Raw genomic sequence first — 23,037 nt, 5'->3', positions numbered from 1 at the left:
TTATTGTCTATGTATTGAAAGACCTAAAAAAAGGGTGTGATCAATATGACTAATAAACCATACAATTCATTTCAAACAGAGGATTTTTTAGCTGATGAGGATTTTTTAAGATTCGTAAAATACAGCTATTCCAATGATGTTATGTTTTGGGACAGCTGGGTACTCGAATCACCTGAAAATATCAAATCCTATCACGAAGCACTTATTCAACTCAAGCTTATTTTAAGCGATAGGGAAATTGAGGTGTCCCCGTCTTTCCGTGAAAATCTGTTGATGGATATCAATGATTCAATCAATCGGTTTGAGCGGAAAAGAAAAAACAAATTACGAACAAGAATCTGGCTTTCCGGTGCAGCAAGCATAATACTGGTTGCAACATATGTTTCGTGGTATTTCATGTCTACCGTTGTTATTCGTGCAGGCTATGCCGAAAACCGTTTGGTGCATTTGCCTGATGGTTCTGAGGTCAGGTTGAATGGAAACTCTGTGCTGAGCTATCCCCGTGCTTTTAACTGGAAACCAAGACGGGAAGTTAGTCTTGACGGCGAAGCCTATTTTAAAGTGAAACATCTCAATTTAACGCCTGATCAGATTAAAAGGGGAGAGCTCTTTGTTGCAGTTACCAATGGCGTTTCGGTTCAAGTCCTGGGTACAGAATTTAACCTGAAAGAGCGCCACAACAAAACCAATGTCACGCTCATTAACGGGAAAATACAGGTGCAATCTAAAAAAACAGGCAAACAGTATACTCTTGCCCCTGGTAATTTAATTGATTTTGACGAAAAGGGAGATAAGGTACAACGGAAGGAAACGGCAGAAACGCAAACCGCTTGGTTAAGTGGTAAAATGATTGTCAATCAAACAAAAGTGAGTGATATCCTCCGGGAATTTGAAGACTTATATGGTTACAAGGTAATTCTTGACAGTCCTGCTCTCGGCCAGAAGAAAATAGACGGAGCCATATCCATAAGGAGCGAGGAGAGTTTGCTCTTTACGCTAAAGAATATCTTGAATGTGGATATCAAAAAAGAAGGAAATACGATCTATCTGAAAAACAGGAATTAACTGTTTTATTAATATATCAACAAACCAACCAAACAACAATGAAAAAAAGATTTACCCGATTACTCGTCTGTATTTATCTGTTATTTATTTCTGTGTTTTTTATTGCGCCGGCAATGGCGCAATCAGGAAAAACAATTTCAGTAGAATCAGCGCTAAATTCCATCTCCAAAAAATACAATATCAAGTTCGCCTACGAGCACGAAATTGTTCAGGGCAAAACAACTGATGCTGAAAGTTTAAAGGCGAAGAATGTTGATGAGGCATTAAAACGTGTATTGTATCCCAATAACCTTTTGTTTTTATATGTGAGTGAAGGCAATTACACCATCGTTACTCGTGATAAAAGCCTTTTTGCACCGATAGTGAGTAATAATCCAACTGCTACGGCATCGCCTGAGGGATTTTTCTTATCTGGAAGAGTGGTTGATGAAAATGGTAACCCACTACCAGGTGCTACATTAAAAAGCAACGCCTCGAATAGTGTGGCCATGACAGATGCAAACGGCCGTTTCAGTATATCAGTTCCGCAAAATGCCAGAATTATTGGTGTTTCTTATGTAGGTTACGAAAGTTATTCATATCCTGTTATCGCTTCGCAAAGTAATGTGGTTATCGCGATGAAACTTTCAGCCGCCAATCGGCTTAGTGATGTAAATGTAATTTCTACGGGTTTACAAAAACTCTCAAAAGAAAGAAGTACAGGCTCGGCAGAACTGGTTACCAAAGAGCAGATTGAAAAGGTACCGGTTCCAAACTTGCTTTACAGATTAGAATCGCAAGTTCCAGGTGTAAAAATCAACATTAATTCGGGCGACAACAGTTTTGTTTACGGCAATACACGCAATTCGGTAAGCAGCGGAACACGAACAAAAGGCTCGAGTGATTATAACTTTTTTGTTAGAGGAAGAAGTACGCTTCAGGGAGAATCTTTCCCGCTAATCGTTGTTGATGGGGCCATCACAGAATATGATATTTCGACCATCAATCCGAATGATGTGGAGAATGTTACCTTCTTGAAAGATGCTGCCGCGGCTTCCATTTGGGGTACAAGAGCCGCTAACGGTGTTATGGTTATTACAACCAAAGCAGGTAAAGCTGGACAGACACCTACCATTAATTTCTCTGTAAATGCATCAGTTTCTAACCACCCGAATCTTGATTATTTACGAACAATGACTACCGCCCAAACAATTGCTTACGAGGAAGAATTGGTTGCTAAAAATGTAATAACAGCACCGAATAATACAACAGCTTTCAGTACAAACGTAGCCACCGTAACCGATTTAGCTTTTAAACTAAAGGCTGGTTCAATTACGAAAGCTGCCTATGATAGTCAGATTGCACAGCTTTCGGCAAGAGATGGCAAAGGGCAAATTGAGGATTACCTCTTAAGACCAGCTACTTCTCAAACCTATAATTTCTCTGTTGGTGGAGGAAACAACCATTCCACCTATTTCTACTCGGCATCGTATGCTAAAGAAGACCCTTATGCGGTTGGTAATAGTGGAAGTCGTTTAACATTAACCTTAAACAATACGTTCAAACTTTTCAGAATCGCTACGTTATCAACTAATTTAAAAGGTTCGTTTTTCAAATATAAAACCAACGGTATTGGGTTGAATAGCCTTTATAACCCAACTCTATCTACTTTTATGCCTTACAATCAAATTGTTGATGATAATGGTAACAGGGTTTCTTATTCAAAAAGATTTTATAGTGGTTGGTTGAACAATGCGGTTTATCCAACTGGTTTTCTTAACTGGGGATACAATGCCCTTGATGAAATTGAGAATGCTGACAATATCCAAAAGGATAATAATTACAGTGCAAACATTAACTTAAATGTTCCAATTGTTAAAGGGTTATCAGCCAATGCTTTTTTCAATACCGAAATAGCAAATTCAACAAGCCGTAATTTCTACAGCGATAATACTTATTACTATCGCGACCTTGTAAATACTTTTACAACAATTCCTACATCTGGGAAAGCCGTAAATAGCCTTGGTTTGTCAGCTGGAAGTGGCATTTTGAGTGTTGGTAATTATACCACAAATAATTACACGCTAAGAGGGCAATTAAATTATGATACAACTCTTGGAAGAGACCATCAAATTAACGCCATTGCTGGTGCTGAAATCAGACAAACACAAGAGGGGGAAGGTTTGAGCACAATGTATGGCTACAACATGGGAACAGGTATTTCGCGTCCTGTAAACTTTTCTACACCTTACACAACAATATATGGTTACACGCAAGGATTGGGTGGCTCGCCAAGTCAGTTAGATAAAACAAGAAGATACCTTTCATATTACAGCAATGCTGCCTACACTTATAAATCGAAGTATACGGTTTCTGCAAGTGTACGTTATGATGATTATAATAACTTCGGTGTCGACCGTTCTTTCCGTGCTACGCCGCTTTATTCATTTGGCGGTAAATGGGACGTTTATAAAGAGTCATTCCTGGATAATGTTTCATGGATTTCTAACTTAGCCTTAAGAGCAACCTATGGAGTTAATGGTAACATTTCAAAATCATTATACCCGTTTACTTACATTGCACTCGGAAGCGTAGATGCACAAACCGGCTTACCAACGGCAAGCATTATTGCTCCAGCAAATCCTGAATTACGTTGGGAGAAAACTTATGTAAGTAATCTTGGATTGGATTTCGGATTCTTGAAAAACAGAATTACTGGCTCGGTAGAGGTTTATCGCAAACATGGTACCGACCTTTTTTATAACTTTCCAATAAATGGAACTTATGGTGTTACAAATTTAACCCGTAACACTAGTGAACTGAATGGAAAAGGGATAGACCTTTCATTAGCCGGGATATTTTACACCAACAAAGATTGGGATATAAGCAGTAGGTTAACTTATGCTTATAATGTAAATAATGTAGAAGATACACGTTTTGTGCCATCCTCTTCTTTTTACGCAAACCCTGCTTATAGCGGTTACATTTCAGGTTATGCAACAGATAAGTTATTGGTTTACAAAAACGCAGGACTTGATGCAACAGGCATGACCTTGGTTTACGACCAAAACGGAAACAAGATTGCCCCAAGTGTGAATTTGAATTCTATTGATGCATTAACAAACGCAGGAAGAACTACTGCGCCACATTTTGGTAGCTATACACAAAGCGTAAGATTTAAGGATTTTATCCTAATGGCCATTGCAACCTATCAGTTTGGAAGTGTATTCTTGAAACCGACCATAACCTCTTACCCATCTTCTAGAACTGGGGTTACTTATGATTTAAGTGAAGATGTAGCGAACCGTTGGCAAAAAGCTGGTGATGAGCAATTCACCAATGTTCCAGGTGTAGCCGGAACTTATGCGACAGTAAGTTTAACCCGTTATCAGCAGTCTGATATCAATGTATTAAAAGGTGATTATATCAGGTTGAGAGAACTTTCTTTAACTTATAAAATCCCAACTCAGCGTTTCACTCAAGCAATTAAAGCTGCAAATTTTGGTTTTTCTGTTCGAAACCTAGGATTATTGTGGAGCGCAAATAAAGAGGGTATCGACCCTGATTTTACTGCTGGTCTCAACTCGACAACGCTAGGTCTTCCTGCAACCACTTCTTACAATTTTTCACTTAATGTTAATTTCTAATCTTTTTGATATGAAACAATCATATAAATTATTTTTTCTAGGTGTTACGGCGCTATTCGTAATGGGTTGCGAAAAATATGTCGATATTAAAACACAGGGTAATTTAGTGCCTAAACAGGCGATTAATTACAGATATTTGCTTAATACACCAGCCAATTTCGAGCAAAATACCAACTTGGGCGATTTTGCATCTGACGAATTGAGCATTGTTGATGCTGCCCAAATCAATGGCTTAACAGGAAGTTTGTTTTATGCCTATTACATCAATAGTTATACCTGGAAACCTGTTATTTATACGCTGGGCACCACTTACGAACAAGATGATAACTGGAATAGATTGTATAATAATATTCTGTACTGCAATACCATTATCGATGAACTTCCTGCAGCAAGCGGAACTGATGCCGAGAAAGCAGAAATGACGGCAGAGGCAAAAGTCCATCGGGCAGATTCATACATGGCACTGGTAAATACTTATGCAAAACCATATCAGGCAAGTTCGGCAGCTACAGACCTTGGGGTGCCGCTTATTTTAAAACAAACGGTAAGTCAAAGTTTAAGCCGTGCATCGGTACAGGCTGTTTACAACCAAATTATTGAAGATTTAACTAGTGCAATCCCTGCTTTACCAAACTCGCAGGCTTACAATACGTTGCCATCAAAAGTAAGTGCTTATGGCGAGCTTGCACGCTGTTATCTTTATATGAATGATTATGCAAATGCGAATAAATGTGCGGATATGGCACTCGCGGTACGAAGCACACTTAACGATTTGGGTGTGCTAACCAGTGTCAGCAGCGCAAACTACCCTCGTCGTATTACCGACCCGGAGATCCTTTTATCGAAAGTTGCAGCAGGAAATTCGCTTAGTTTCTCACCAACAGCTTATCGTTTGAGTGATGAAATTCTTGCTCTTCTTGGCACCACAGATCAACGTTATCAGTTGTTAACTGTTCCAGCCTCAACCATATCCTCAACTTTTACTGGTCGTTATAGCTACCGCGAGGCAAGGATTGGCGAAACCCGTAATGTTGGGCCAAACGTGCCTGAAATGATGTTGATTAAAGCTGAATATTTTGCTAGAAACAATGACGCTACCAATGCAATGCTTTGGGTGAATAACCTAAGGATCAAACGTTTCAAACCGACAGATTATGTACCCTTAACTGCCTCATCGCCTGCTGATGCATTGGTCAAAGTAATTCAAGAGAGAAGAAGAGAGTTTATCGGTCGTATGCTTCGCTGGTGGGATATGCGTAGGTTGAAAAGCGAAACAGCGTTTCAATTTACTTATACACGTGTAGTGAACGGTACCACTTTTACGCTTGCGCCAAACAGTGACCGTTATGTATTTCCGATTGCAGAATTCCTGACCAATTTGAATCCTGAACTGGAAAAAAATCCATAGGTAAAACAACAACAACACACAGATAAATGCTGCCGGACGTTTGTTCGGCAGCTAAACCAACCCCAATGAAAAAAATAGTCCAACAACCAATTTTATTCTTTATTGCGCTCTCCCTGTCAATAGGTACAGCTTTTGCCCAACTTCCAACAAACTTTCGTATCATTCCGGAAAGAGCAAATCCAGGACAGAATATTGAAATTGTTTATGACGCGACCGGAACTGTGCTTAATAACAAGAAAAATGTTACCGCAGTGGTTTATGCCTATCGCAATTATAAATGGTATGCATCAGATTTGAGCTTAAAGGGCACGAGTAATGTTTGGAAAGCACTATATGAAGTGCCAACAGACTGCGGAATAATTGCAGTTAAGTTTAAGGCTGATACCCTAATCGATAATAACAAAGACCAGGGTTATTTCACCATGTTCCTGGATAAAGACCGCGCAGGCGTTATGGCAAAAGGCGCTTATGCAGGATGGGGCTTAGCACGTTCTCCAAAGTATGGAATGGATATTCCTGGCTACATTAAATTTGAGGGTGTTAACGATTCAGCCACTTATCATTGGTTAAATCAAGAGATTAGTTTCAATCAATCTGCAAAATCAATATTGGTTTACCCTTATGCGCTTGCAACCAAGGCAACTTTTAAAAATGATGCTGGTCCTCGTCTGCAACGGGTGCTTAATTACCTTAAAAGACCTGATGCAAGTGAAGAAGATTTGCTTAATGCCAGAAGAATATTGTTGAGAATTTTGCAAGATAAGACCACCGCCGATTCAGTTGATAAGGTGATGTTGCAACGTTTCCCAAAGGGCGGCTTGGCACGTTTGAATGCTTTTAAAGCCATGCCCATAGGTTCGGATATGGACTTGCTTTTGCAGACCAATAGAAAATTCATAACCGATTTCCCTGAGCAAAGCGCAAATGAGGAATTTGCACGGGAAAACAGAATAAGTTATCCAACGATTTATCAGAATATTATTGTTTTGGGTGCTTATGCGGATAAAGACTATGCTGATTTAGATAAATACATTGATAAAATTCCTTTCAGCTCGTTACCAACGCTTTATTATAAAATTGTCGAAATCCCTTTTAGCAGGAAAGAAGTTTCAGAAAAAAAATTGCTTCCGGTTTCAGAAAAATTAATTAAAAGAATCGAATTGCTTAGGACTACCCGTCCGGATGAGTACGCTTACCTTTCTCCGTCAGAATGGGTAAAATATGTAAATGAATCTATCGCAAAACGCATTTTACCTGTTCATGCTCACTTATTAAATACAGCGGGCAGATACAAAGAGGCCTTGATTTATGCCAACCAATCTAAATCATTGCTCGGTTATACAAGCGCAACGCTCAATGCAGAATTGGCCAATGCATTAAGTCATTTGGGTGATAAGACATCGCTTAAAATCCTGTTGGAAAAAAGCGTGTTTGAAAACCAAAGTAGCCCCGAAATGCTGGCGATGCTTAAGGATACTTACATCAAAAAGACTGGTAATGAAAAAGGGTACGACCAATATCTAAACAGCTTGAAGAATAATGCTGGCGGATTGAAAATGACGGAGGAAATCAAAAAAGAGATGTTCAGCAAGCCGATGGTTGATTTTGCTATGGAAGATTTGAATGGTAAAACTGTTAAGCTACAGGATTTAAAAGGAAAAACCGTGGTTTTCGATTTCTGGGCAACCTGGTGTGTGCCTTGTAAGGCATCTTTTCCGGGGATGAAATTAGCTGTTGATAAATATGCAAAAGACCCAAATGTTGTTTTCTACTTTGTGGATACCGAAGAGCGTTCAGCAGATTATAAAGCAGAGGTTACGAAGTACATCAAAGATAATAAGTACAATTTCAACGTATTGTTTGATAATAAAGCTAAAGATGCCAAAGCTACCGGCGAAGTATTCGAACGTATTTGCAGGGCATTCAACATCTCAGGCATCCCACAAAAAATAATTGTAGATACCAATGGAAATGCCCGTTTTATTACTGTCGGTTTTAAAGGGAGTGCTACCGAATTAGCAGATGAGATTTCTACGATGGTTGATGTTGTAAAAACAAGTAAGTAATGAAATGCTTCGTATTTATTTTTCTATTCTTTTCGGCAATTTCTTCAAATGCGCAAGAGGATAAAATTTTTAAGGTAGCATCAGATAGCGTCAGTTTTAAAAGCGCTGATGATAAAATAGTATTTGGCGGCACTTTAAGCAAACCTGTTGGTAAGAAGTCGTTTCCAACTTTGGTTATGGTATCAGGTACGGGCAAGCAAGACAGGAATGGTACGATGGCCGGACACAAAATTTTCGAGCAGATTGCCACTTATCTTGCTGAACACGGCATTGCAATGTTGCGAACTGATGATCGAGGAGTAGGCAAAACATCCGGAATTTATGAAACGGCAACCACTGGCGATTTCGCAAAAGACGCACTTGCGGCAGTAGCGTACTTAAAATCGAGAAAAGATATTGAATCTGGTAAAATTGGTTTGATGGGGCACAGTGAGGGTGGGGCAGCCATTTCCATTGCCGCGGCTGAAAGTGAAGATGTTAAATTTTTGGTGAGCATTGCTGGTTTAGCCATGAGTGGATTGGATGCCCAGCTTAAACAAAACGCAGATATTGTTGCTGCATCATCATTGCCGGATTATGACAAGAAGCGGTCGAATGAAATTAATGCCATTATGTTTAAAACAGCTTTTCGCTATGCCAGTTCTGATAGCTTGGAAATGAAACTAAACCATGCTTACCAACAATGGAAAGTTAAAGATGATGCTTACTTTAAGACATTAAATATTCAGTTTGACCATTTCCGCTTCCCAATTTACAATTATGTGCAAAATTCGAAAGGACCATGGTACCGATATTTCATACAGTACGATGCCTCAAAAACCATTGCTAAAATTAAGGTTCCTATTCTCGCAATTAATGGTGATAACGACTTAATGGTCGCTGCCGAAGATAATTTAGCCAATTGGAAAAATTATGCGTTGGTGGGAGGAAATAAGAATGTTACAACGGCAAAAATCCCAGGACTTAACCACTTGATGTTGCCTTGTAAAACTTGCGATAACGCGGAAATTTCGAAAATTCAGTCTGGCTTTTCAAAAGAGGCACTTACTTTAATCAAAGATTGGATTTACAAAATGATCAGTGATAAAAGAAAACATCAATAGAAGTTTGATTTAGTTAATGATGACACGGCCGGGATGGATGTCCCGGCTTTGCAATGGAGTGATCTAAATCATAAGGGGAAAATATTTCTGTTGCAATCATTAAATCCCATCTATTTGCCTTATAAAGTAAATGCAGAAGAAGTGTTGGAGGTATGGCAGTTTCATAGCCTGCATACCACCAATTTGCCGGAGGGTGCCACAGACATGGACAGATTGATGAAGATGATGCAGGAGATGAAAGCTGAGATCAAGTCCATCAGGAATGGTTAGAAATGTTTCGGCCGTATCGCCTGACATTGGCTTTCCCTTTATATATTCTTCTGGCAAATCATACGCAATCTACTATTGTTCAATTATTTAGCTTCTTTGAAAAAATAATAGTAATTTGTAGCTATCACAATTAAGTTGGCAGAAATTATAAACGACAAACCATGGCATACTACCATTATCTCAGAAATGACTTCCCTAAATTGACTGAAAGGGAGTATATAGTTGAAAAATTGATTCAATTGAAAAAGCAAATAAGGGATTCTGTTCCACCCAAAGAATGGAAAACTTATCAAATGTCTGACGGGTAACTAAATAGTAAAAGCGAAGAGACTTACAAAATCTAATAATTAAAGAATAATTTCTGCCGTCAGCTTGTTCCCATCAGTGTGGGCAATTAATAAAAAATAAGGAAATGAAAAAGAATAAAATAATTCCGAACTTATGGTTTGATGGCAACGCAAAGGAAGCCGCAGAATACTATGAGTCTATTTTCCCTGAAGGAAAAATCTTAAATACTACCTTTTACCCCAAGACAGAAGACGAAGGTTTGGCTGATTTTCAAAAGGACTTCGCAGGTAAGGTTTTGACAGTTGAATTTGAAATATTGGAAATGCGATTTATTGGTATTAACGCTGGACCGTTGTTCAAGTTCAATGAATCGATTTCGTTTATGATACCTTGCAAAGACCAAACAGAGATAGACTACTATTGGAATACGTTAACGGCAAATGGCGGCGAAGAAAGTGTTTGCGGTTGGCTCAAAGACAAATATGGGTTGAGTTGGCAGGTGTGTCCTGAAAATTGGGAAGAACTTAGCAGGAAGCCGGGAGCCTTTCAAAAAATGATGGGTATGAAGAAACTTATTATTGCAGACTTTTAAAGGCAAGTTTATATGACAAAAAGCAATCTGTTAAGCATGCACAATGTTGGCATCGTTGTAGAAAATCTCGATAACGCTATATCTTTTTTCACAGACCTCGGCTTAACGCTTGAAGGACGGGCAATGGTTGAAGGCGAATGGGCCGGACGAGTGACGGGACTTGGAAATCAATCCGTAGAAATTGCCATGATGGTTACGCCAGATGGGCACAGCCGATTGGAGCTTTCAAGATTTATTACTCCAACAACTATTGCCGACCACAGGACCGCTCCTGTTAACTCACTCGGTTATCTTCGTGTTATGTTCGCGGTCGACAACATTGACGAATTGGTTGCACGATTAAGCGAGCATGGCGCTGAAGTCGTTGGAGAAGTTATTAATTATGAGAACATTTACAGGCTGTGTTACATTCGCGGTGTTGAAGGACTTTTAATTGGAATTGCGGAAGATATATCAAAAAAGTGATTGCAGAAATTTCCAATGACGATTAGTCCCATGGTTAAGTTACGGATATGAGTAAAATAATAGCGGCAATTAATATGACCCTCGACGGGTTTTGCGACTATACGGCAGGCATCTCCGATGAAGAACTACATCAACATTACGCCGAACTTTTGGATAACGCGGATGCGATTTTATATGGCAGGATCACATTCCAGTTGATGAAATTCTGGCAAACGCTGATAGAAAATCCATCGAGCGAGAAATCGATGGACGACTTTGCCATAACCATTGACAAGGTTCCAAAAATTGTGTTCTCGCACACGCTGAAAGATTTGGAATGGGAAAGCGCAGAACTGTCAAAGCACTCTCTTGCAGGAACGGTGCTCGAATTGAAACAACAATTAAATAATGACGTTCTGATTGGTAGCCGAAGTTTGATTTTGCAATTGATGAACCTTAACCTGATTGATGAATACCAGATCTGTGTGCACCCTGTGGTTATAGGAAAAGGCTTGCCACTATTTGACAAAATAAATGAGAGAACTGTCCTCAAACTTTTAAAGACAAAAAACTTTGGTTCCGGGGCGATAATGCTTTACTACAAATGCGCTGACAGTCGCTAACGAAATCCTTTCGTTCATACCTGTTCCAGATTGCAAAACATCTGGTCTACGATTATTTCCGAAGGCGGGCTGGACCAAAAGCTCATGGCCTACATGAGCGCCAACAACAGCGAGCTTTACACGCACATTGAAGAAGATCTGTTCGCAAAAGAGAACAAGGAACTGTTGCAAAAGGTCATAGACAAGTTGCCTCCCCAAAGAAAAAAAGTGTTCACACTATTCAGGCTGGAGGGCAAGAGCTACGAGGAGATCAGCAATCTATTGGGCATCTCGCCCTCAATCGTGAGCGACCACTTGCTAAAGGCGAACCGCTTCATTAAGGCAGAAATACTCTCCGCGCTTATCCTGTCGGCATTTTTTGCTAATACGTGATTTATTAGTTGTCTGGTTTTATATCGTTGAATTCATCGGGATCAATTAAATACCTGTTTACTCGTACTTTGGCTCAGGCAAACCAAAGTAGGCTCCTTGTGTTTGGTTTAAAGATTTAGCAATTGCTTTGAAGTTTTCAGCAGTCGGTTTCAGGTCAACAAATTTGTCAACGATGCTTCTGTGTTTAAAAATGATAAATGTGTTCTCCACTGCAGGGTTAATTTTATTTAAGCGGGCCTCAGTTTCTTTGTCTGAAAATGAGGGAACAAAGGTCAGTGCGGTATTCCGAATTTTAAGGTCATTTCCCAATTTTTCCAACTGGATTTCTCTTTCTTTTTTGTTGTAGTTTTCTTCGTTTCCATACACAAAGTAGATTTTCAAATATTTTTCCCGTTTCATGCTTTCCTGTTCCAAAAACACCAACCAACTTTTGATCTCATTCCAATTGGGGTTATTTCCAATAAAATAAATGATGCCATGATAACGTCCGTATTTACAAACAGGACAGGTTCGGGTTCCTTTGTCCGGCCCGAAAGCATGAAAGGGCATAAACGAAGGCTGGTCTTCTCCAATGTTTAAACCAGACCGTTTATCTGTATTTGATCTCTTCGGATATTCCGGAATATTTAAACCGAGAATGATATCGTGTTCTGCGATTTGCAGGCTGTCTTTCAATAATATTCTTACCACACCACTTCCACCACGATTTTCCTGCGGATATTTTTTGAAATGAGGAATGAGCAGCTTATCATCATCAAAATTGATCTCATCGGTATAATATTCATTTGCCATGTCGGGTTCTTTTATGGAAAGATGAACATGTGCCGGAATATTGTCATTTGGATAAGGCGCAGGCCGGATGGTCTTGATGGTGTACTTCCCTTTGTTGTCAGTTTTTACCCAGCCACGGATGTGCCCGTGCCTTTTTGCTCTTTCATCCATATCGGGTTTGGGCGAATAATAACCGTTGTGATCCGTTTGCCAGTAATAAATGATGACGTCCGGAGCAGGTGTTTTTCCATCTATCTGAAAAACGGTTCCGGTTATGATCAGTTTTTGTCCTTTTTCGTTCCATCCTGGACTTGTATCAACAGAGCGGATGTATTTCGGCATACCGATGTACATCAATTCGCAACCATCGCAACCACCACCCACAATTTTCTCTTTGCTTTTCAAAGAATTTTCATTGGTCTGTCCGTTACAACTTACCAAAAGCGAGCATAAAATTATAAACGCAAAAGCCGATTTTTTCATTTAACAAGTCTTTTTTTGCAAAGATGATTTGCCAAATGATTGATTTGCAAATGAAATATGGTAACCGGAGTTTATTTTGTTGTGAGCGGATGGATTTCCATAAACTTTGATTTGAAACCTTTTGCGTAGTTGCGACTTACTCTCAGTACAGTGTTATCTGAAAGCATCAGATCATAATCCCCGTTTTGTCTGGACTGATAGGAAGTGACCTTAAAGAGATTAACAATAAGAGATTTATGGATGCGTATGAATTGATTGTTGTCCAATTGTGCTTCCAAAGATTTAAGTGTTTCGGTGTGCAGGTATTTTTTGGATTGATGATGAACAACGATGTAGGGAGAACTGGCTGAAAAACATGAAATATCGTTTGTGTCTATGACCGCTTTTTTGTTGTTGCCATCTGAAACAATGATGGATGTAATGAAGCTTGGTTTCTGAACTTTCTTCTCTTCAATGATCGTTGATCGATTTGGGAGTTTATTTTTGAAACCAGCTAACATGAAAAACGAAAAGCCATAAATAATTATAAGCTTTATGAAATATGCTGTTAATCCATATTCAAATGTTTGCCAGTAAGAAAAAGTGTGATAATAAAAACTTTTTGACAAAACCCAAACCAGTGCAGGATAGGCGAGCAGATGTATAACGGTGGCAACGCCTGCGATCATTAAGTTATATGACAGTTTTTTGCTTCTTTTTGTCAGCATTGATTGAATATGCAGCAATGGAATGAACAGCGTCCAGAAAGAACTAAAAAGCAATGATTCCGAAATATAGAAAGAGCTGTTCTGAAATTGGGAATAAAGAAAATCTAAAGTGATTGTGGCAACAATCAATGAGAAACAGGTCAGCACAACGGCATTCCGTTTTTGCTTGTTTTGAAAAATTGAATATATATGTTGTGTTGTCAAATTGTTTTTCATTGATAAGGTTCGTTCAATGTGTTTCACATTCCTAATTATATATCAGACAAAATACGCAAAAATCCAAACAACATACTTAATTTTCTTCTTCTGTTAACTGCATTGATTTGTAGTTACTTACCGGTAAAAGTGAATAACCTCTACCACCGAAAGAAACTTGCAGAATAATTATTATCACTCTTAAAATACCGGATTGTACATTCTGTTATCGCGGCGTAAGAATAAACGCTAGAGCGCATCATGAAAAGCAGTTAAATTTTTAAACAGATAGACATGGCAAATTGGACAACAGGCAAACCGTCACACGTGGATAATAAGTTTTTTGAATCTCCCAAGGGGATAGTATAGATGCAACGGTGTCCTGTAATCTTTGAGTAAAGCCTCTCAACGATGAGTTTCTAACCAATTGCTAATCTGGTTGCCAATTGCCTGGAGTTCTGTCGGCTCATGCCGTCTCCGCAGTAACTGGTTGACCTCTCGGAGTGCTTCCGCATATTTTTTTCGGGCCGAGTCAAGCGAAATGTTGTTGAGCAATGCTTTTCTGCGGTAGTATTCATCCGCAAGCTCCGGCGGGAAGATCCCGGGGATGCCGGTCGCCATTTCCATATCAGCTACGTTTTTGTAATAGATCATCCCGTCGAAGATGTCACTATAATTAGCCTGTACGTAACCAGGGCCGAACTGGTAAAGGTCGAAAGCCACTTTGCCCAAGGGCGTGCCTTTCAGGTCGAAGCCGATATTATCCGTTTGGGTAGCGACAAAAGCCGCGTCCAGCAGACCATTATGGCTAAGGGGCACGCTATCGCATGATTTGTAACAATTAATATAGATACCGGTAGCGGTTTGCGGATAAGGATTTGCGAATCATTTCAGCGGCGCTGTAAACCAGATCGCGGGCGGGTAAGGGCTGAAAGGCAGGTATATGAGTATAGCCGTGATAGGTGTTGAGGATTACCAGCGCTTTCTTTCCATTCGCATATTGTTTTTTCGCAGCCTCGTATTGCATCAAAAAGATCTTGCCCATGCTGTAATTACGGTCGATAAAGGCGGTGGAGGAATAATCGAACAGCGGTTTCAATTCACCGGCAGTATGCACTGATTCATCACCAAGGGATCACATGATCAAACCGGGAATCATCCATATCCGACATGAAGTCATCGACTCAAACCTGCTTATATGTGCGGTAACTCCCTATTTACAAAGCGTTACTTCATCTACAGCATTTTGTGTAGTTGCATAACGGCCATTCTTTGTCAAGGTTAAAGCAGCGATTGACGTTGTCCGGTACTGATCGAGCTGGTTTCTGTAAATAAAGGAATAAGCTGATAATTTGCTCAATGCGATGATAGATGCCTTGAACGGGCAAAGATCATTGAGCGCTCCGTTATCGCTGATGTAAGCGATTGGAATGTTGGTAACGTTTTGAAGCCCGTTCAAAGAAGTCAGTTTTGCGTTGTTGCTAATGTAAATACCGTTTACACGGCTTATCGGGCTAGAACCAGCAAGTGTTCCTGTGACAATAGCTGCGGAAATTAAACTGGTCAAATGCTCCAGTCCGTGCAGGTCAGTTAATGCCAGATTACCTTCGATCAGTATAGAGCCAAGACTTCGTAGTGAGCCGAAACCGCTCATATCAGTAATGTTAATGCCTCTTAACGTTAATTTTCCACCCATGGTGGTCAGCGCGTTAAAATTCAGACTAGCTAACAGTGGACTGGCAGTCACGGTTAGGCTGCCAGCTGGGGCAGAACTGCCTATCGTTGTCAGTGATCTAAAGCTGACCGAGGTTAAATTTTTTCCTGAAAGAGACAAAGCGGAGCCTACTGTGGTTAATTTGTCCATAATGATGGAAGTTGCTCCTATACCGGATAGCGATACCTGGTTGGCAAAAGAAACACTGTTTAAGAACGACATGTCGGCAAGTAACGGACATGAGGATATACTGATGTTGCCTACATTTGGAGATATTTTAATGTCAATGCGGTTCAACTGGCTTAAGCCATTTAAAGTTAAAGATCCTGAGAATGCACGGAGCTGGTTAAAGCTGAGCGACGTGAAACCACTGGAATAGATATTGATACTCCCAGCTGATGTTACGGAGTTTAAAAACGGGGCTTGGGGAAGATTAATCTTATAGAGGAATATCTGACCGGAAACCGAGGTGATAAGCTCCAGGCCTGCTATTGAAGTGATATCGTTGGTTTGAGTACTTACAAGATTGGCAGCACCGACATACAAGTTCCCGGTGATTTGCAGTTGTTTGCCCTTATTAAGATCAACGAAAAGATCAACTTCCGCCTGATTGTGCAGCGTTACATCCCCGCTGACGTAAGCCGCATTGAGTTCCGGGAATATGTAATTGAATACAGGGCCTGTAACAGATTGATTGTTCTTTACCACCGATATGTATCCGCTAGTCGTTACCGGTACCAGAACCTTAATTTCTGTCGACGTTACGGTTTCTATTATTGCTTTTACACCATTGAAGAACACCAGCAGATCGTTCGCCGATGTTCCAAAATTGGAACCGGTTATCGTAATTACTGTATTTGGCAGACCGGAAGCTGGAGCTATACCTGTTATCGTTACTCTGCCACTGGTTTCAGGTGGGGTAGTATTGCCGTTGCCTATACCGGCAGGCGGAGTAGGTTCAGGTAATGCTGATTTATTCTTTTTGCAGGCAGCAAAAGCAAGCAATAACAAAAATAAAGGAGGTAGCAGTGTTTTCATATTTAAAAATAAGCAGTGCTAAGTTAACCTGACCATTGGTACATATCAATCCCCCAGATTGCGGTATTTTTGGCCGTTCATTACAGTTAGCCAACATTATCACGTATCTTGGTCATTATGATATTTGAGCAGGCCGTCAATTACTTCATGCCGAAAGAGATGCGAAAAGATAATATGCATCCTAAGTACCATGAATTCAGGGTAATCGTAAGTTCAGCGCTGATCGGCATTCCGCTGATGTTTTTGTTCCCGGTTTTTATGTATTGGATGCATCGTTCTTTCATTGGCTACCTGATCAATGATGCATTGATCATCATATTGCTGTTTTCTATTAAGTACTTAAGCCATTATCGTGTCCCAATGACGATTACTGCCCTGGTAACTTATTTCATCATTTATGACTGGATAAGGGATTCCGGGTTGATCTATTCCTCCAATATCAGTATTCTGCATATGTACTTGCTGGCCGCTATTTGGGCAGATAAAAAGTTTGGCTGGTGGGCAATGTTCAGCAATTTAGGTGTTTTCGCATTTATCTATTATCAAACACTTCATGCTGGTATAGCTCCTCCCGTTCACTCGATATTGGGCGGACCGCTCTATGCATTAGGCATGAATTGCCTGATCACAATTTTTTTTGGCGGCTTTCTGGCCTGGCAGCAATATGACCAAGAACGTGATCGGACTCAGATCAGAAACCTGCAAGATCAAAAGATTACCATGCTGGATGAAGCGGTCAAACTCCGTACTGAACAGTTAAATAACATGCGTGAGACCATTGCGACAGATTTTCACGATGAAACAGGCAATATGCTCTCAGCGATTACACGGCAGGCGTCTTTGTTAAAGCATAAACTGGAGCCGGGCGATGATTTACAACCCATTGTTGAAAGTATTATTCAAAACAGCAATGCCTTATATGCCAGCAGCAAGGATTTTCTGTGGCATTTGAATCATAACAGTGATGAACCGAAAGAACTTTTTGACTATCTCACTGGTTATGGACAGCGCTATTATAACCAGTTCGATATTGCCTTTTCATCCACCGCAACTGAATGCCGGTTGCTGCAATTCGGTCCGCTCGCCGCACTCAATATCCTATTTATCTTTAAAGAAGCAATGACCAATATCGTCAAACATTCGGGTGCGACAGAAGTTAAGCTGGCCATGAGCTGTCCGGTTGGCTGTATTCATTATGCACTCCATGATAACGGTGCTTGGAAGGATCCAGACTCGGATCGCGAGCACTATGGGCTTGCGAATATGGAACGGCGTTGTAAGAAAAATAATTTAGTATTAACTATTGAAAAAAAAGACAGCGGAACGTGTATCGGAATCACCGTACCGGCCATTCCGCTGAACGAGGATTGAATGGAAAGATCTATTACCATCGTTGAAGATAACGACAAGATAAGGGAGGGCTTTGCCACACTCATCGCACTTACGCCTGGCTATCGTGTAGCCGGACAGTATGCAAATTGTGAACAGGCACTGAAAAACCTTGAAAAGGACGCGCCTGACCTGATATTAATGGATATTGACCTGCCTGGTATTGACGGTATTGAAGGAACACTTCGGGTCAAAAAGCAGCGGCCAGAATGTATTGTGCTGATCATAACAGTACTGGAGGATAGTGACAAGGTCTTTCGTTCTCTATGTGCTGGCGCTGGGGGCTATATCGTTAAGAATTCAGATGCTGATCAGATCATCCAGAACATGGCGGACGCTTTTGCTGGGGGTGCTCCTATGAGCCTGCAGATAGCCAAAATGGTCGTCAACTCCTTTGTACGTCCACAGGATTCGCCCTTGTCGGATCGCGAGACAGCTGTACTTAGAGGCATTGCAGAAGGTAAAAGTTATACCAAGATCGCTCTTGACTTATTTATCAGCAAAGAAACGGTTCGAAGCCACATCAAAAACATCTATCAGAAAATGGCAGTCAACAGCAAAGCTGAAGCGCTGAAAGTGGCTGGTAACAAGCGGTGGATCAATTAAATATCTTCAGAATTGCGGTATTGTGCAGCACAAACTGTAAAAGTATATTTCCCATTAAACGGATGAATGAAATCTGTTCATACAGTCATGATCTCAAAAAAATATTGGAAATATTAACATACAGCGATTTTGGCTGACATTTCTACATCAGAAATTCTTGACGGTTAGACTCCACTGCAGGATCAAGGATGGCATGTAACGGATGATGAACAAAGTTCTAAAATTCGCCAAAGCATGCAAATGAAGCCGGATGTTTACTTAGGTGCTTTGATATGGTACATTTTTTGTTTGATGAATCGCATGTCAACGTGAAATTTTTCCAAGGAAATCCCTTTAGACTTTGCACTGAAACTTAAAAAACAGCAAAATCCACGTTAGAAACAGCTAATAAAGTTCATAAGCAATTTTAAACTCAGGTCATGATTAAGCCAAAGTATTTTTTCAATGGGCAGTATTGCCAGTTCCGATGCCAGATTAAGTTCAATCCTCTCAGATAAGGTCTCCATTATCCTATAGCGCTCTAATATCCACAGTTAGTTTAATCACGAAAATATCCTGCATCAATATGTGTTCAAACCTGGTTCCTGAAAGTTTTATACTCTCTCGGAGGAAAATTCATTATTTCAACTTAACACTGTTTCGCCTGCGTTGCTCATCTGCCTCAAATGGATCTTCTAATGGGAGTTCATAAACTGGCTTCATTAGGATTTCCAATAGCTCTACACTGGAATCTTTCACCACGGTTATCATATCTGCGACACTGGCAAAAAGTCCATTTGAAATTTCTTTTATTAAATTATCCATGCCAACACCCTTTGGATTTCCAATTGAAAGTTCCGAGATCATCTGCTTCTGGACTTTCTGCGCAGGAGTTCAGCGCTCCATAATATTTGAATAAGTGAACTTATCCTTGAGCCCCTTTCAAAGTTTGTCTGCCGATTACCACGGAATTTCCCCGCCGTCAGGATTGGTCTCTTCGCAGAAAAATTTGCCTGTTGGTCCGTTGTTGTCAATCAAAGCATATTTTACGATGCGTTTTGCGGCATCTTCGACGGAGCCGGTGCCATTATTAAAGTTTAAATCCGTTTTGGTAAAACCGGGACTTACAGCGTTGATTTTGAAATCAGTGTCCCGTAATTCGTAAGCCAGGTTCACCGTGTACATGTTCAACGCTGATTTTGAAGACAGATAAACCACCCCTTTATGTTTGTAATATTTATATGTCGGGTCGCTGTGCAGTGTGATCGAACCCTGGCTCGAACTTACCATCACAATCCTCGGCGCTGCCACTTCCTTCATCAAATCCAAAAATGCCTGTGTGACTCTTACCACGCCGTAAACATTGGTTTCGTACACGTTTTTGAAAATGCTCACATCTGTTGCTGCTGCGGTTTGTGGAACCATGTTTCCGGCTTCATCCAGTTGTGCCCCTGTGATGCCGGCGTTGTTGATGAGGACATCCAGCGTATTGGTTTTTTTTCCAATCTCTTCGCGGGCTGCCTGAACGGAGCGATCATCGGTCACATCGATCTGGATGGCTTCGATATTAGTTAAACCTTCCGATTTCAGTTTTTCCACGGCCTCAATTCCATTTTCCAAATTGCGGCTTCCGAGATAAACATGGAAGCCTTTTTCTGCTAATTGTTTTGCCACTTCAAAGCCAATTCCCTTGTTGGCTCCTGTAATTAATGCTATGTTCATTTTTTCATTTTTAAAATAACAATGCAAAATTGCTTCTTTGAAAGATGAAATCGTTTACCAAATGGTAAAAAGCAATCAATGGATGTCTTTTCTTATCCTGCTGAGCGATTGCTGTGTGATGCCAAGGTAAGAAGCGATGTAGGAGAGTGGAATGCGGTTGACCAAATTTGGGAATTTTTTCAAAAAAGCGAGATAGCGGGTAGTGGCGTCTTCCGAAACCAACGAACTTCTCCTGTCCAATTTTTCGACAATGGCTTTTTGAAATATCTTGTTTGTAATGCTGTCCCAGCTGATGATGGTTTCTGAAAGTTCTTCCCAATCTGGTTGGGAAAACACAATATATTTACAATCTGTGGCTGCCTGTATGTATTCTGTCATCGGTTCGCCCTTGTAAGGATTTGCAAGCAGGCGATTTTCATCGATGAAATACTTGGTTATCTCCGCACCTTTGTTATTATAATAGCAAATCCGCAAAACTCCTTCCAATACAAAAATAACCTGATTGAACATTTTTCCAGCTTCCACGACATATTCATCTTTTTTAAGTTCGATTTGGTTTGCTTTCCCTGAAATCAATTCGATTTGCTGCTTGTTCAGATTGCCAAATTGTAAAATATATTCTATCAACTCCTTCATGACTGCAAAGTTAGCAATAGTTATTCTGAGCGATTTACCATTTGGTAAAAATCGCTTCAATTAAAACCTGTCTGAACTCCAAAGGCAAAAGCTGTTTTGGCTCTAAAAAGTTTACTGAAAGATTGCGGATGCTCAAAGCCCAGTTGATAAGCAATCTCGCTCACGGTCAAATCCGTTATGGAAAGTTTTTCCCTGGCTTTTCCATCAATTTTTGTGGACGTGTTGCTGTGCGGTTTGTCCGGTTAATACTTTCAACATGTATTGAGGCATTTGGTAGACATGTTTCCGAAAGACACTGTGCAGTGGGCAAACCTGTTGCACAGAGTGCGTCATCCACTTGGAGGTAATTTATGGCGTATTTACAAAAGCTTCAAGGACGAGGATGACTCCACGGGATGGATAAAGATCAAATAACTTGAAAACATCTTCACGGTTGTCGGCGATCAACCTGGGTCCTGTTGCTAAGGTAATTACAGTGGGGCCTTAGTAAAAGACAAGATATAACATGATCTTTGTCTGGTTCCTTCTCAACCACGACATTGGAACCCGCCACCGCGGATGGGATTCACTGTTGATCCATCCGTTATTTGTTACAATCTTTTTTAAAGGGTTTATGTTATATGATAAAGGATATACTATATGTGGATTTTATGGGCTGTTTTGGCCGCTGTCTCAGCGGCATTGGTGATCGTGTTGACCAAGGCTGAAGTTAATTTTAAAGGCTAAACCTTGTCAGTGTTTTCATTTAATATACTTAATGGAGATACGCCTTTTATTTTCTTTATAGCCGAATAGAATGTTGTACGAGAATTAAACCCTGATCTTATTGCCACTTCACGCATATCGCCGCGAGTATATTCGCTTGATTTCAATAGTTTTAGGGCTTCTTCGGCACGCAAGCCATTGATGTAATTATAAAAGTTTTTGCCAAAACCCTGGTTTAGTACCAAAGAAAGTTCATGGGTATTTATTCCCACTTTATCGGCCATCATTTTCAAATTCAGGCTAGGGTCTAGGTGCAGTTTGTCTTTTTCCATACTTATCGTCACCTTGTCTTTTAATAGCTCAACTTGCTCATGGGTAAGTCTTTGCTTATCATTGCGATTTTGTTTCTGTATTTCTTCATCATTGCTAGGTGTGTCAACTCCAATAGGATACACCGCTCGCTGCTGCAAAGCCGCTGTAATAAAATACAAGCAAAAGCCTAAATAGATCAATTGCGAAGTGATTTGACCCAATTCCCAATACCTGACCAAGAGCCAAATTAACGCAATATAAAACGGTGCCAACACAATCTGACGAAGCCAGTTCAGGTCTGAATCGTGATCTGCTAACAACTGCCTTACCCTAGCTTTGTGCGATTTAAGTATTTTTAAGTTCAACGTGGCATAAAACAATCCTTGGAAAAAAAAGAAATATTTTACTAGCCATTTTAAGATCGCTGGCGTACTAAATGAGGGTAGAAATCCGGCATCATTTAAAATAAACAACAAAATGAACAATATGGCTGGCAATAGGTGCAGATACCAAAACTTCGTCATTTTATCCGAACGCACAAAAGCATAGACGGCAAAATGAACAAAGGGAAAGATTAGCCATCGGGGCCATTCAGTAAGCCTGATCAATACAGAGTTGGGCATATCGGCCAATTCCAAAAGAAATTGTGCAAAAACAAGGCTTAGCAACAAGAAAAATGCACCCAGCCATCTGTTAGCTAGTTTATTTTGTGTTAGTAAGCCTGTGCTTAACAAGAATGCGGCTAAGAAAAGGCTACCTGCACTAAGTGCGGTTAAAAGTAAAGGCAGTGAAGATTCCATGTCGTCAAAATACGGTTCAAATATAACATCTAAATCTAAACGGAATGTTTGTTTGTATCCAGTCGAACAGGTTTGCCAAGTCGTTTGTCTTATTTTACAATAAAAAGATTAGTAAAAAGCAAA

The 23,037-nt window shown here is 40.2% G+C and carries 22 protein-coding genes; 12 read left to right on the top strand and 10 right to left on the bottom strand.

The annotated features are described in order from the left end of the window. Window positions 1–45 precede the first annotated feature (45 nt). The 10 genes from DU508_RS16925 to DU508_RS16875 all read left to right on the top strand — a co-directional run bounded on the left by DU508_RS16925 (window position 46) and on the right by DU508_RS16875 (window position 11,857). Complete coding sequence (locus DU508_RS16925; protein WP_115403956.1) at window positions 46–1,065, top strand: FecR family protein; 1,020 nt, start codon at window positions 46–48, stop codon at window positions 1,063–1,065. A 38-nt stretch (window positions 1,066–1,103) separates the two neighbouring features. Further along, window positions 1,104–4,691, top strand: a complete 3,588-nt coding sequence (locus DU508_RS16920) for a SusC/RagA family TonB-linked outer membrane protein (protein ID WP_115403955.1) — start codon at window positions 1,104–1,106, stop codon at window positions 4,689–4,691. Between the two features lie 10 nt (window positions 4,692–4,701). Continuing rightward, window positions 4,702–6,099 carry a RagB/SusD family nutrient uptake outer membrane protein gene (locus DU508_RS16915; protein ID WP_115404120.1) on the top strand — a complete coding sequence of 466 codons (1,398 nt, stop codon included), beginning with the start codon at window positions 4,702–4,704 and terminating at the stop codon, window positions 6,097–6,099. Window positions 6,100–6,164: 65 nt separating this feature from the next. Then, window positions 6,165–8,165 carry a TlpA family protein disulfide reductase gene (locus DU508_RS16910; RefSeq protein ID WP_158542196.1) on the top strand — a complete coding sequence of 667 codons (2,001 nt, stop codon included), beginning with the start codon at window positions 6,165–6,167 and terminating at the stop codon, window positions 8,163–8,165. Then, the gene (locus DU508_RS16905) at window positions 8,165–9,268 is read left to right on the top strand and encodes an alpha/beta hydrolase family protein (RefSeq protein WP_115403953.1); all 1,104 of its coding nucleotides are present in this window, start codon (window positions 8,165–8,167) and stop codon (window positions 9,266–9,268) included. The genes DU508_RS16910 and DU508_RS16905 overlap by 1 nt, the downstream gene beginning before the upstream one ends. Before the next feature lie 114 nt (window positions 9,269–9,382). After that, window positions 9,383–9,538, top strand: coding sequence for a hypothetical protein (locus tag DU508_RS23885; protein ID WP_158542195.1), 156 nt, complete (start codon window positions 9,383–9,385; stop codon window positions 9,536–9,538). Between the two features lie 412 nt (window positions 9,539–9,950). After that, window positions 9,951–10,418: a VOC family protein gene (locus DU508_RS16895; RefSeq protein WP_115403951.1), complete on the top strand. Its 468-nt coding sequence runs from the start codon at window positions 9,951–9,953 to the stop codon at window positions 10,416–10,418. Window positions 10,419–10,430: 12 nt separating this feature from the next. Then, on the top strand, window positions 10,431–10,883 hold the full coding sequence (locus DU508_RS16890; RefSeq protein WP_115403950.1) for a VOC family protein: 453 nt from the start codon (window positions 10,431–10,433) through the stop codon (window positions 10,881–10,883). Window positions 10,884–10,930: 47 nt separating this feature from the next. Further along, complete coding sequence (locus DU508_RS16885; protein WP_115403949.1) at window positions 10,931–11,485, top strand: dihydrofolate reductase family protein; 555 nt, start codon at window positions 10,931–10,933, stop codon at window positions 11,483–11,485. 30 nt (window positions 11,486–11,515) lie between these two features. Then, the gene (locus DU508_RS16875) at window positions 11,516–11,857 is read left to right on the top strand and encodes a sigma-70 family RNA polymerase sigma factor (RefSeq protein ID WP_147273650.1); all 342 of its coding nucleotides are present in this window, start codon (window positions 11,516–11,518) and stop codon (window positions 11,855–11,857) included. 57 nt (window positions 11,858–11,914) lie between these two features. On the opposite strand, the gene DU508_RS16870 is transcribed toward DU508_RS16875, so the two are convergent. From DU508_RS16870 to DU508_RS16850, 5 genes are all read right to left on the bottom strand, one after another. Continuing rightward, the gene (locus DU508_RS16870; protein WP_115403947.1) at window positions 11,915–13,111 is read right to left on the bottom strand and encodes a dioxygenase family protein; all 1,197 of its coding nucleotides are present in this window, start codon (window positions 13,109–13,111) and stop codon (window positions 11,915–11,917) included. Between the two features lie 71 nt (window positions 13,112–13,182). After that, a complete protein-coding gene (locus DU508_RS16865) occupies window positions 13,183–14,034 on the bottom strand; it encodes a LytR/AlgR family response regulator transcription factor (RefSeq protein WP_115403946.1) in 852 nt (283 codons plus the stop codon). A gap of 384 nt (window positions 14,035–14,418) precedes the next feature. Continuing rightward, entirely contained in the window at window positions 14,419–14,832 is a 414-nt protein-coding gene (locus tag DU508_RS16860; RefSeq protein ID WP_115403945.1) for a hypothetical protein, read from the bottom strand. 22 nt (window positions 14,833–14,854) lie between these two features. Next, window positions 14,855–15,112, bottom strand: coding sequence for a hypothetical protein (locus DU508_RS16855; protein WP_147273649.1), 258 nt, complete (start codon window positions 15,110–15,112; stop codon window positions 14,855–14,857). Between the two features lie 114 nt (window positions 15,113–15,226). Next, window positions 15,227–16,765 (bottom strand): IPT/TIG domain-containing protein, encoded by a 1,539-nt coding sequence (locus tag DU508_RS16850; protein ID WP_115403943.1) that lies wholly within the window; start codon window positions 16,763–16,765, stop codon window positions 15,227–15,229. A 117-nt stretch (window positions 16,766–16,882) separates the two neighbouring features. Here DU508_RS16850 and DU508_RS16845 point away from each other — a divergent pair, with 117 nt between their 5' ends. Then, the gene (locus DU508_RS16845; protein WP_115403942.1) at window positions 16,883–18,136 is read left to right on the top strand and encodes a sensor histidine kinase; all 1,254 of its coding nucleotides are present in this window, start codon (window positions 16,883–16,885) and stop codon (window positions 18,134–18,136) included. Further along, complete coding sequence (locus DU508_RS16840) at window positions 18,137–18,760, top strand: response regulator transcription factor (protein ID WP_115403941.1); 624 nt, start codon at window positions 18,137–18,139, stop codon at window positions 18,758–18,760. 618 nt (window positions 18,761–19,378) lie between these two features. On the opposite strand, the gene DU508_RS16835 is transcribed toward DU508_RS16840, so the two are convergent. The 5 genes from DU508_RS16835 to DU508_RS16815 all read right to left on the bottom strand — a co-directional run bounded on the left by DU508_RS16835 (window position 19,379) and on the right by DU508_RS16815 (window position 22,914). After that, on the bottom strand, window positions 19,379–19,564 hold the full coding sequence (locus DU508_RS16835; RefSeq protein ID WP_158542194.1) for a hypothetical protein: 186 nt from the start codon (window positions 19,562–19,564) through the stop codon (window positions 19,379–19,381). A 135-nt stretch (window positions 19,565–19,699) separates the two neighbouring features. After that, window positions 19,700–20,461 carry an SDR family oxidoreductase gene (locus DU508_RS16830; protein WP_115403939.1) on the bottom strand — a complete coding sequence of 254 codons (762 nt, stop codon included), beginning with the start codon at window positions 20,459–20,461 and terminating at the stop codon, window positions 19,700–19,702. A 75-nt stretch (window positions 20,462–20,536) separates the two neighbouring features. Continuing rightward, window positions 20,537–21,097 (bottom strand): Crp/Fnr family transcriptional regulator, encoded by a 561-nt coding sequence (locus DU508_RS16825; protein WP_115403938.1) that lies wholly within the window; start codon window positions 21,095–21,097, stop codon window positions 20,537–20,539. Between the two features lie 56 nt (window positions 21,098–21,153). Beyond that, window positions 21,154–21,261, bottom strand: coding sequence for a hypothetical protein (locus tag DU508_RS24260; protein ID WP_317047851.1), 108 nt, complete (start codon window positions 21,259–21,261; stop codon window positions 21,154–21,156). 558 nt (window positions 21,262–21,819) lie between these two features. Further along, window positions 21,820–22,914, bottom strand: a complete 1,095-nt coding sequence (locus DU508_RS16815; RefSeq protein ID WP_115403937.1) for a helix-turn-helix domain-containing protein — start codon at window positions 22,912–22,914, stop codon at window positions 21,820–21,822. Between the last annotated feature and the right edge of the window lie 123 nt (window positions 22,915–23,037).

This window comes from Pedobacter chinensis (genome assembly GCF_003339865.1).
Classification (GTDB): domain Bacteria; phylum Bacteroidota; class Bacteroidia; order Sphingobacteriales; family Sphingobacteriaceae; genus Pedobacter; species Pedobacter chinensis.
The sequence above is the reverse complement of the archived record's forward strand: the minus strand, read 5'-3'. Positions and strand labels throughout refer to the sequence as shown.

Coding starts and splice junctions, on each gene's coding strand:
- DU508_RS16925 (WP_115403956.1), top strand. CDS start 46: ATGACTAATAAACCATACAATTCATTTCAAACAGAGGATTTTTTAGCT.
- DU508_RS16920 (WP_115403955.1), top strand. CDS start 1,104: ATGAAAAAAAGATTTACCCGATTACTCGTCTGTATTTATCTGTTATTT.
- DU508_RS16915 (WP_115404120.1), top strand. CDS start 4,702: ATGAAACAATCATATAAATTATTTTTTCTAGGTGTTACGGCGCTATTC.
- DU508_RS16910 (WP_158542196.1), top strand. CDS start 6,165: ATGAAAAAAATAGTCCAACAACCAATTTTATTCTTTATTGCGCTCTCC.
- DU508_RS16905 (WP_115403953.1), top strand. CDS start 8,165: ATGAAATGCTTCGTATTTATTTTTCTATTCTTTTCGGCAATTTCTTCA.
- DU508_RS16895 (WP_115403951.1), top strand. CDS start 9,951: ATGAAAAAGAATAAAATAATTCCGAACTTATGGTTTGATGGCAACGCA.
- DU508_RS16890 (WP_115403950.1), top strand. CDS start 10,431: ATGACAAAAAGCAATCTGTTAAGCATGCACAATGTTGGCATCGTTGTA.
- DU508_RS16885 (WP_115403949.1), top strand. CDS start 10,931: ATGAGTAAAATAATAGCGGCAATTAATATGACCCTCGACGGGTTTTGC.
- DU508_RS16870 (WP_115403947.1), bottom strand. CDS start 13,111: ATGAAAAAATCGGCTTTTGCGTTTATAATTTTATGCTCGCTTTTGGTA.
- DU508_RS16865 (WP_115403946.1), bottom strand. CDS start 14,034: ATGAAAAACAATTTGACAACACAACATATATATTCAATTTTTCAAAAC.
- DU508_RS16850 (WP_115403943.1), bottom strand. CDS start 16,765: ATGAAAACACTGCTACCTCCTTTATTTTTGTTATTGCTTGCTTTTGCT.
- DU508_RS16845 (WP_115403942.1), top strand. CDS start 16,883: ATGATATTTGAGCAGGCCGTCAATTACTTCATGCCGAAAGAGATGCGA.
- DU508_RS16840 (WP_115403941.1), top strand. CDS start 18,137: ATGGAAAGATCTATTACCATCGTTGAAGATAACGACAAGATAAGGGAG.
- DU508_RS16835 (WP_158542194.1), bottom strand. CDS start 19,564: ATGGATAATTTAATAAAAGAAATTTCAAATGGACTTTTTGCCAGTGTC.
- DU508_RS16830 (WP_115403939.1), bottom strand. CDS start 20,461: ATGAACATAGCATTAATTACAGGAGCCAACAAGGGAATTGGCTTTGAA.
- DU508_RS16825 (WP_115403938.1), bottom strand. CDS start 21,097: ATGAAGGAGTTGATAGAATATATTTTACAATTTGGCAATCTGAACAAG.
- DU508_RS16815 (WP_115403937.1), bottom strand. CDS start 22,914: ATGGAATCTTCACTGCCTTTACTTTTAACCGCACTTAGTGCAGGTAGC.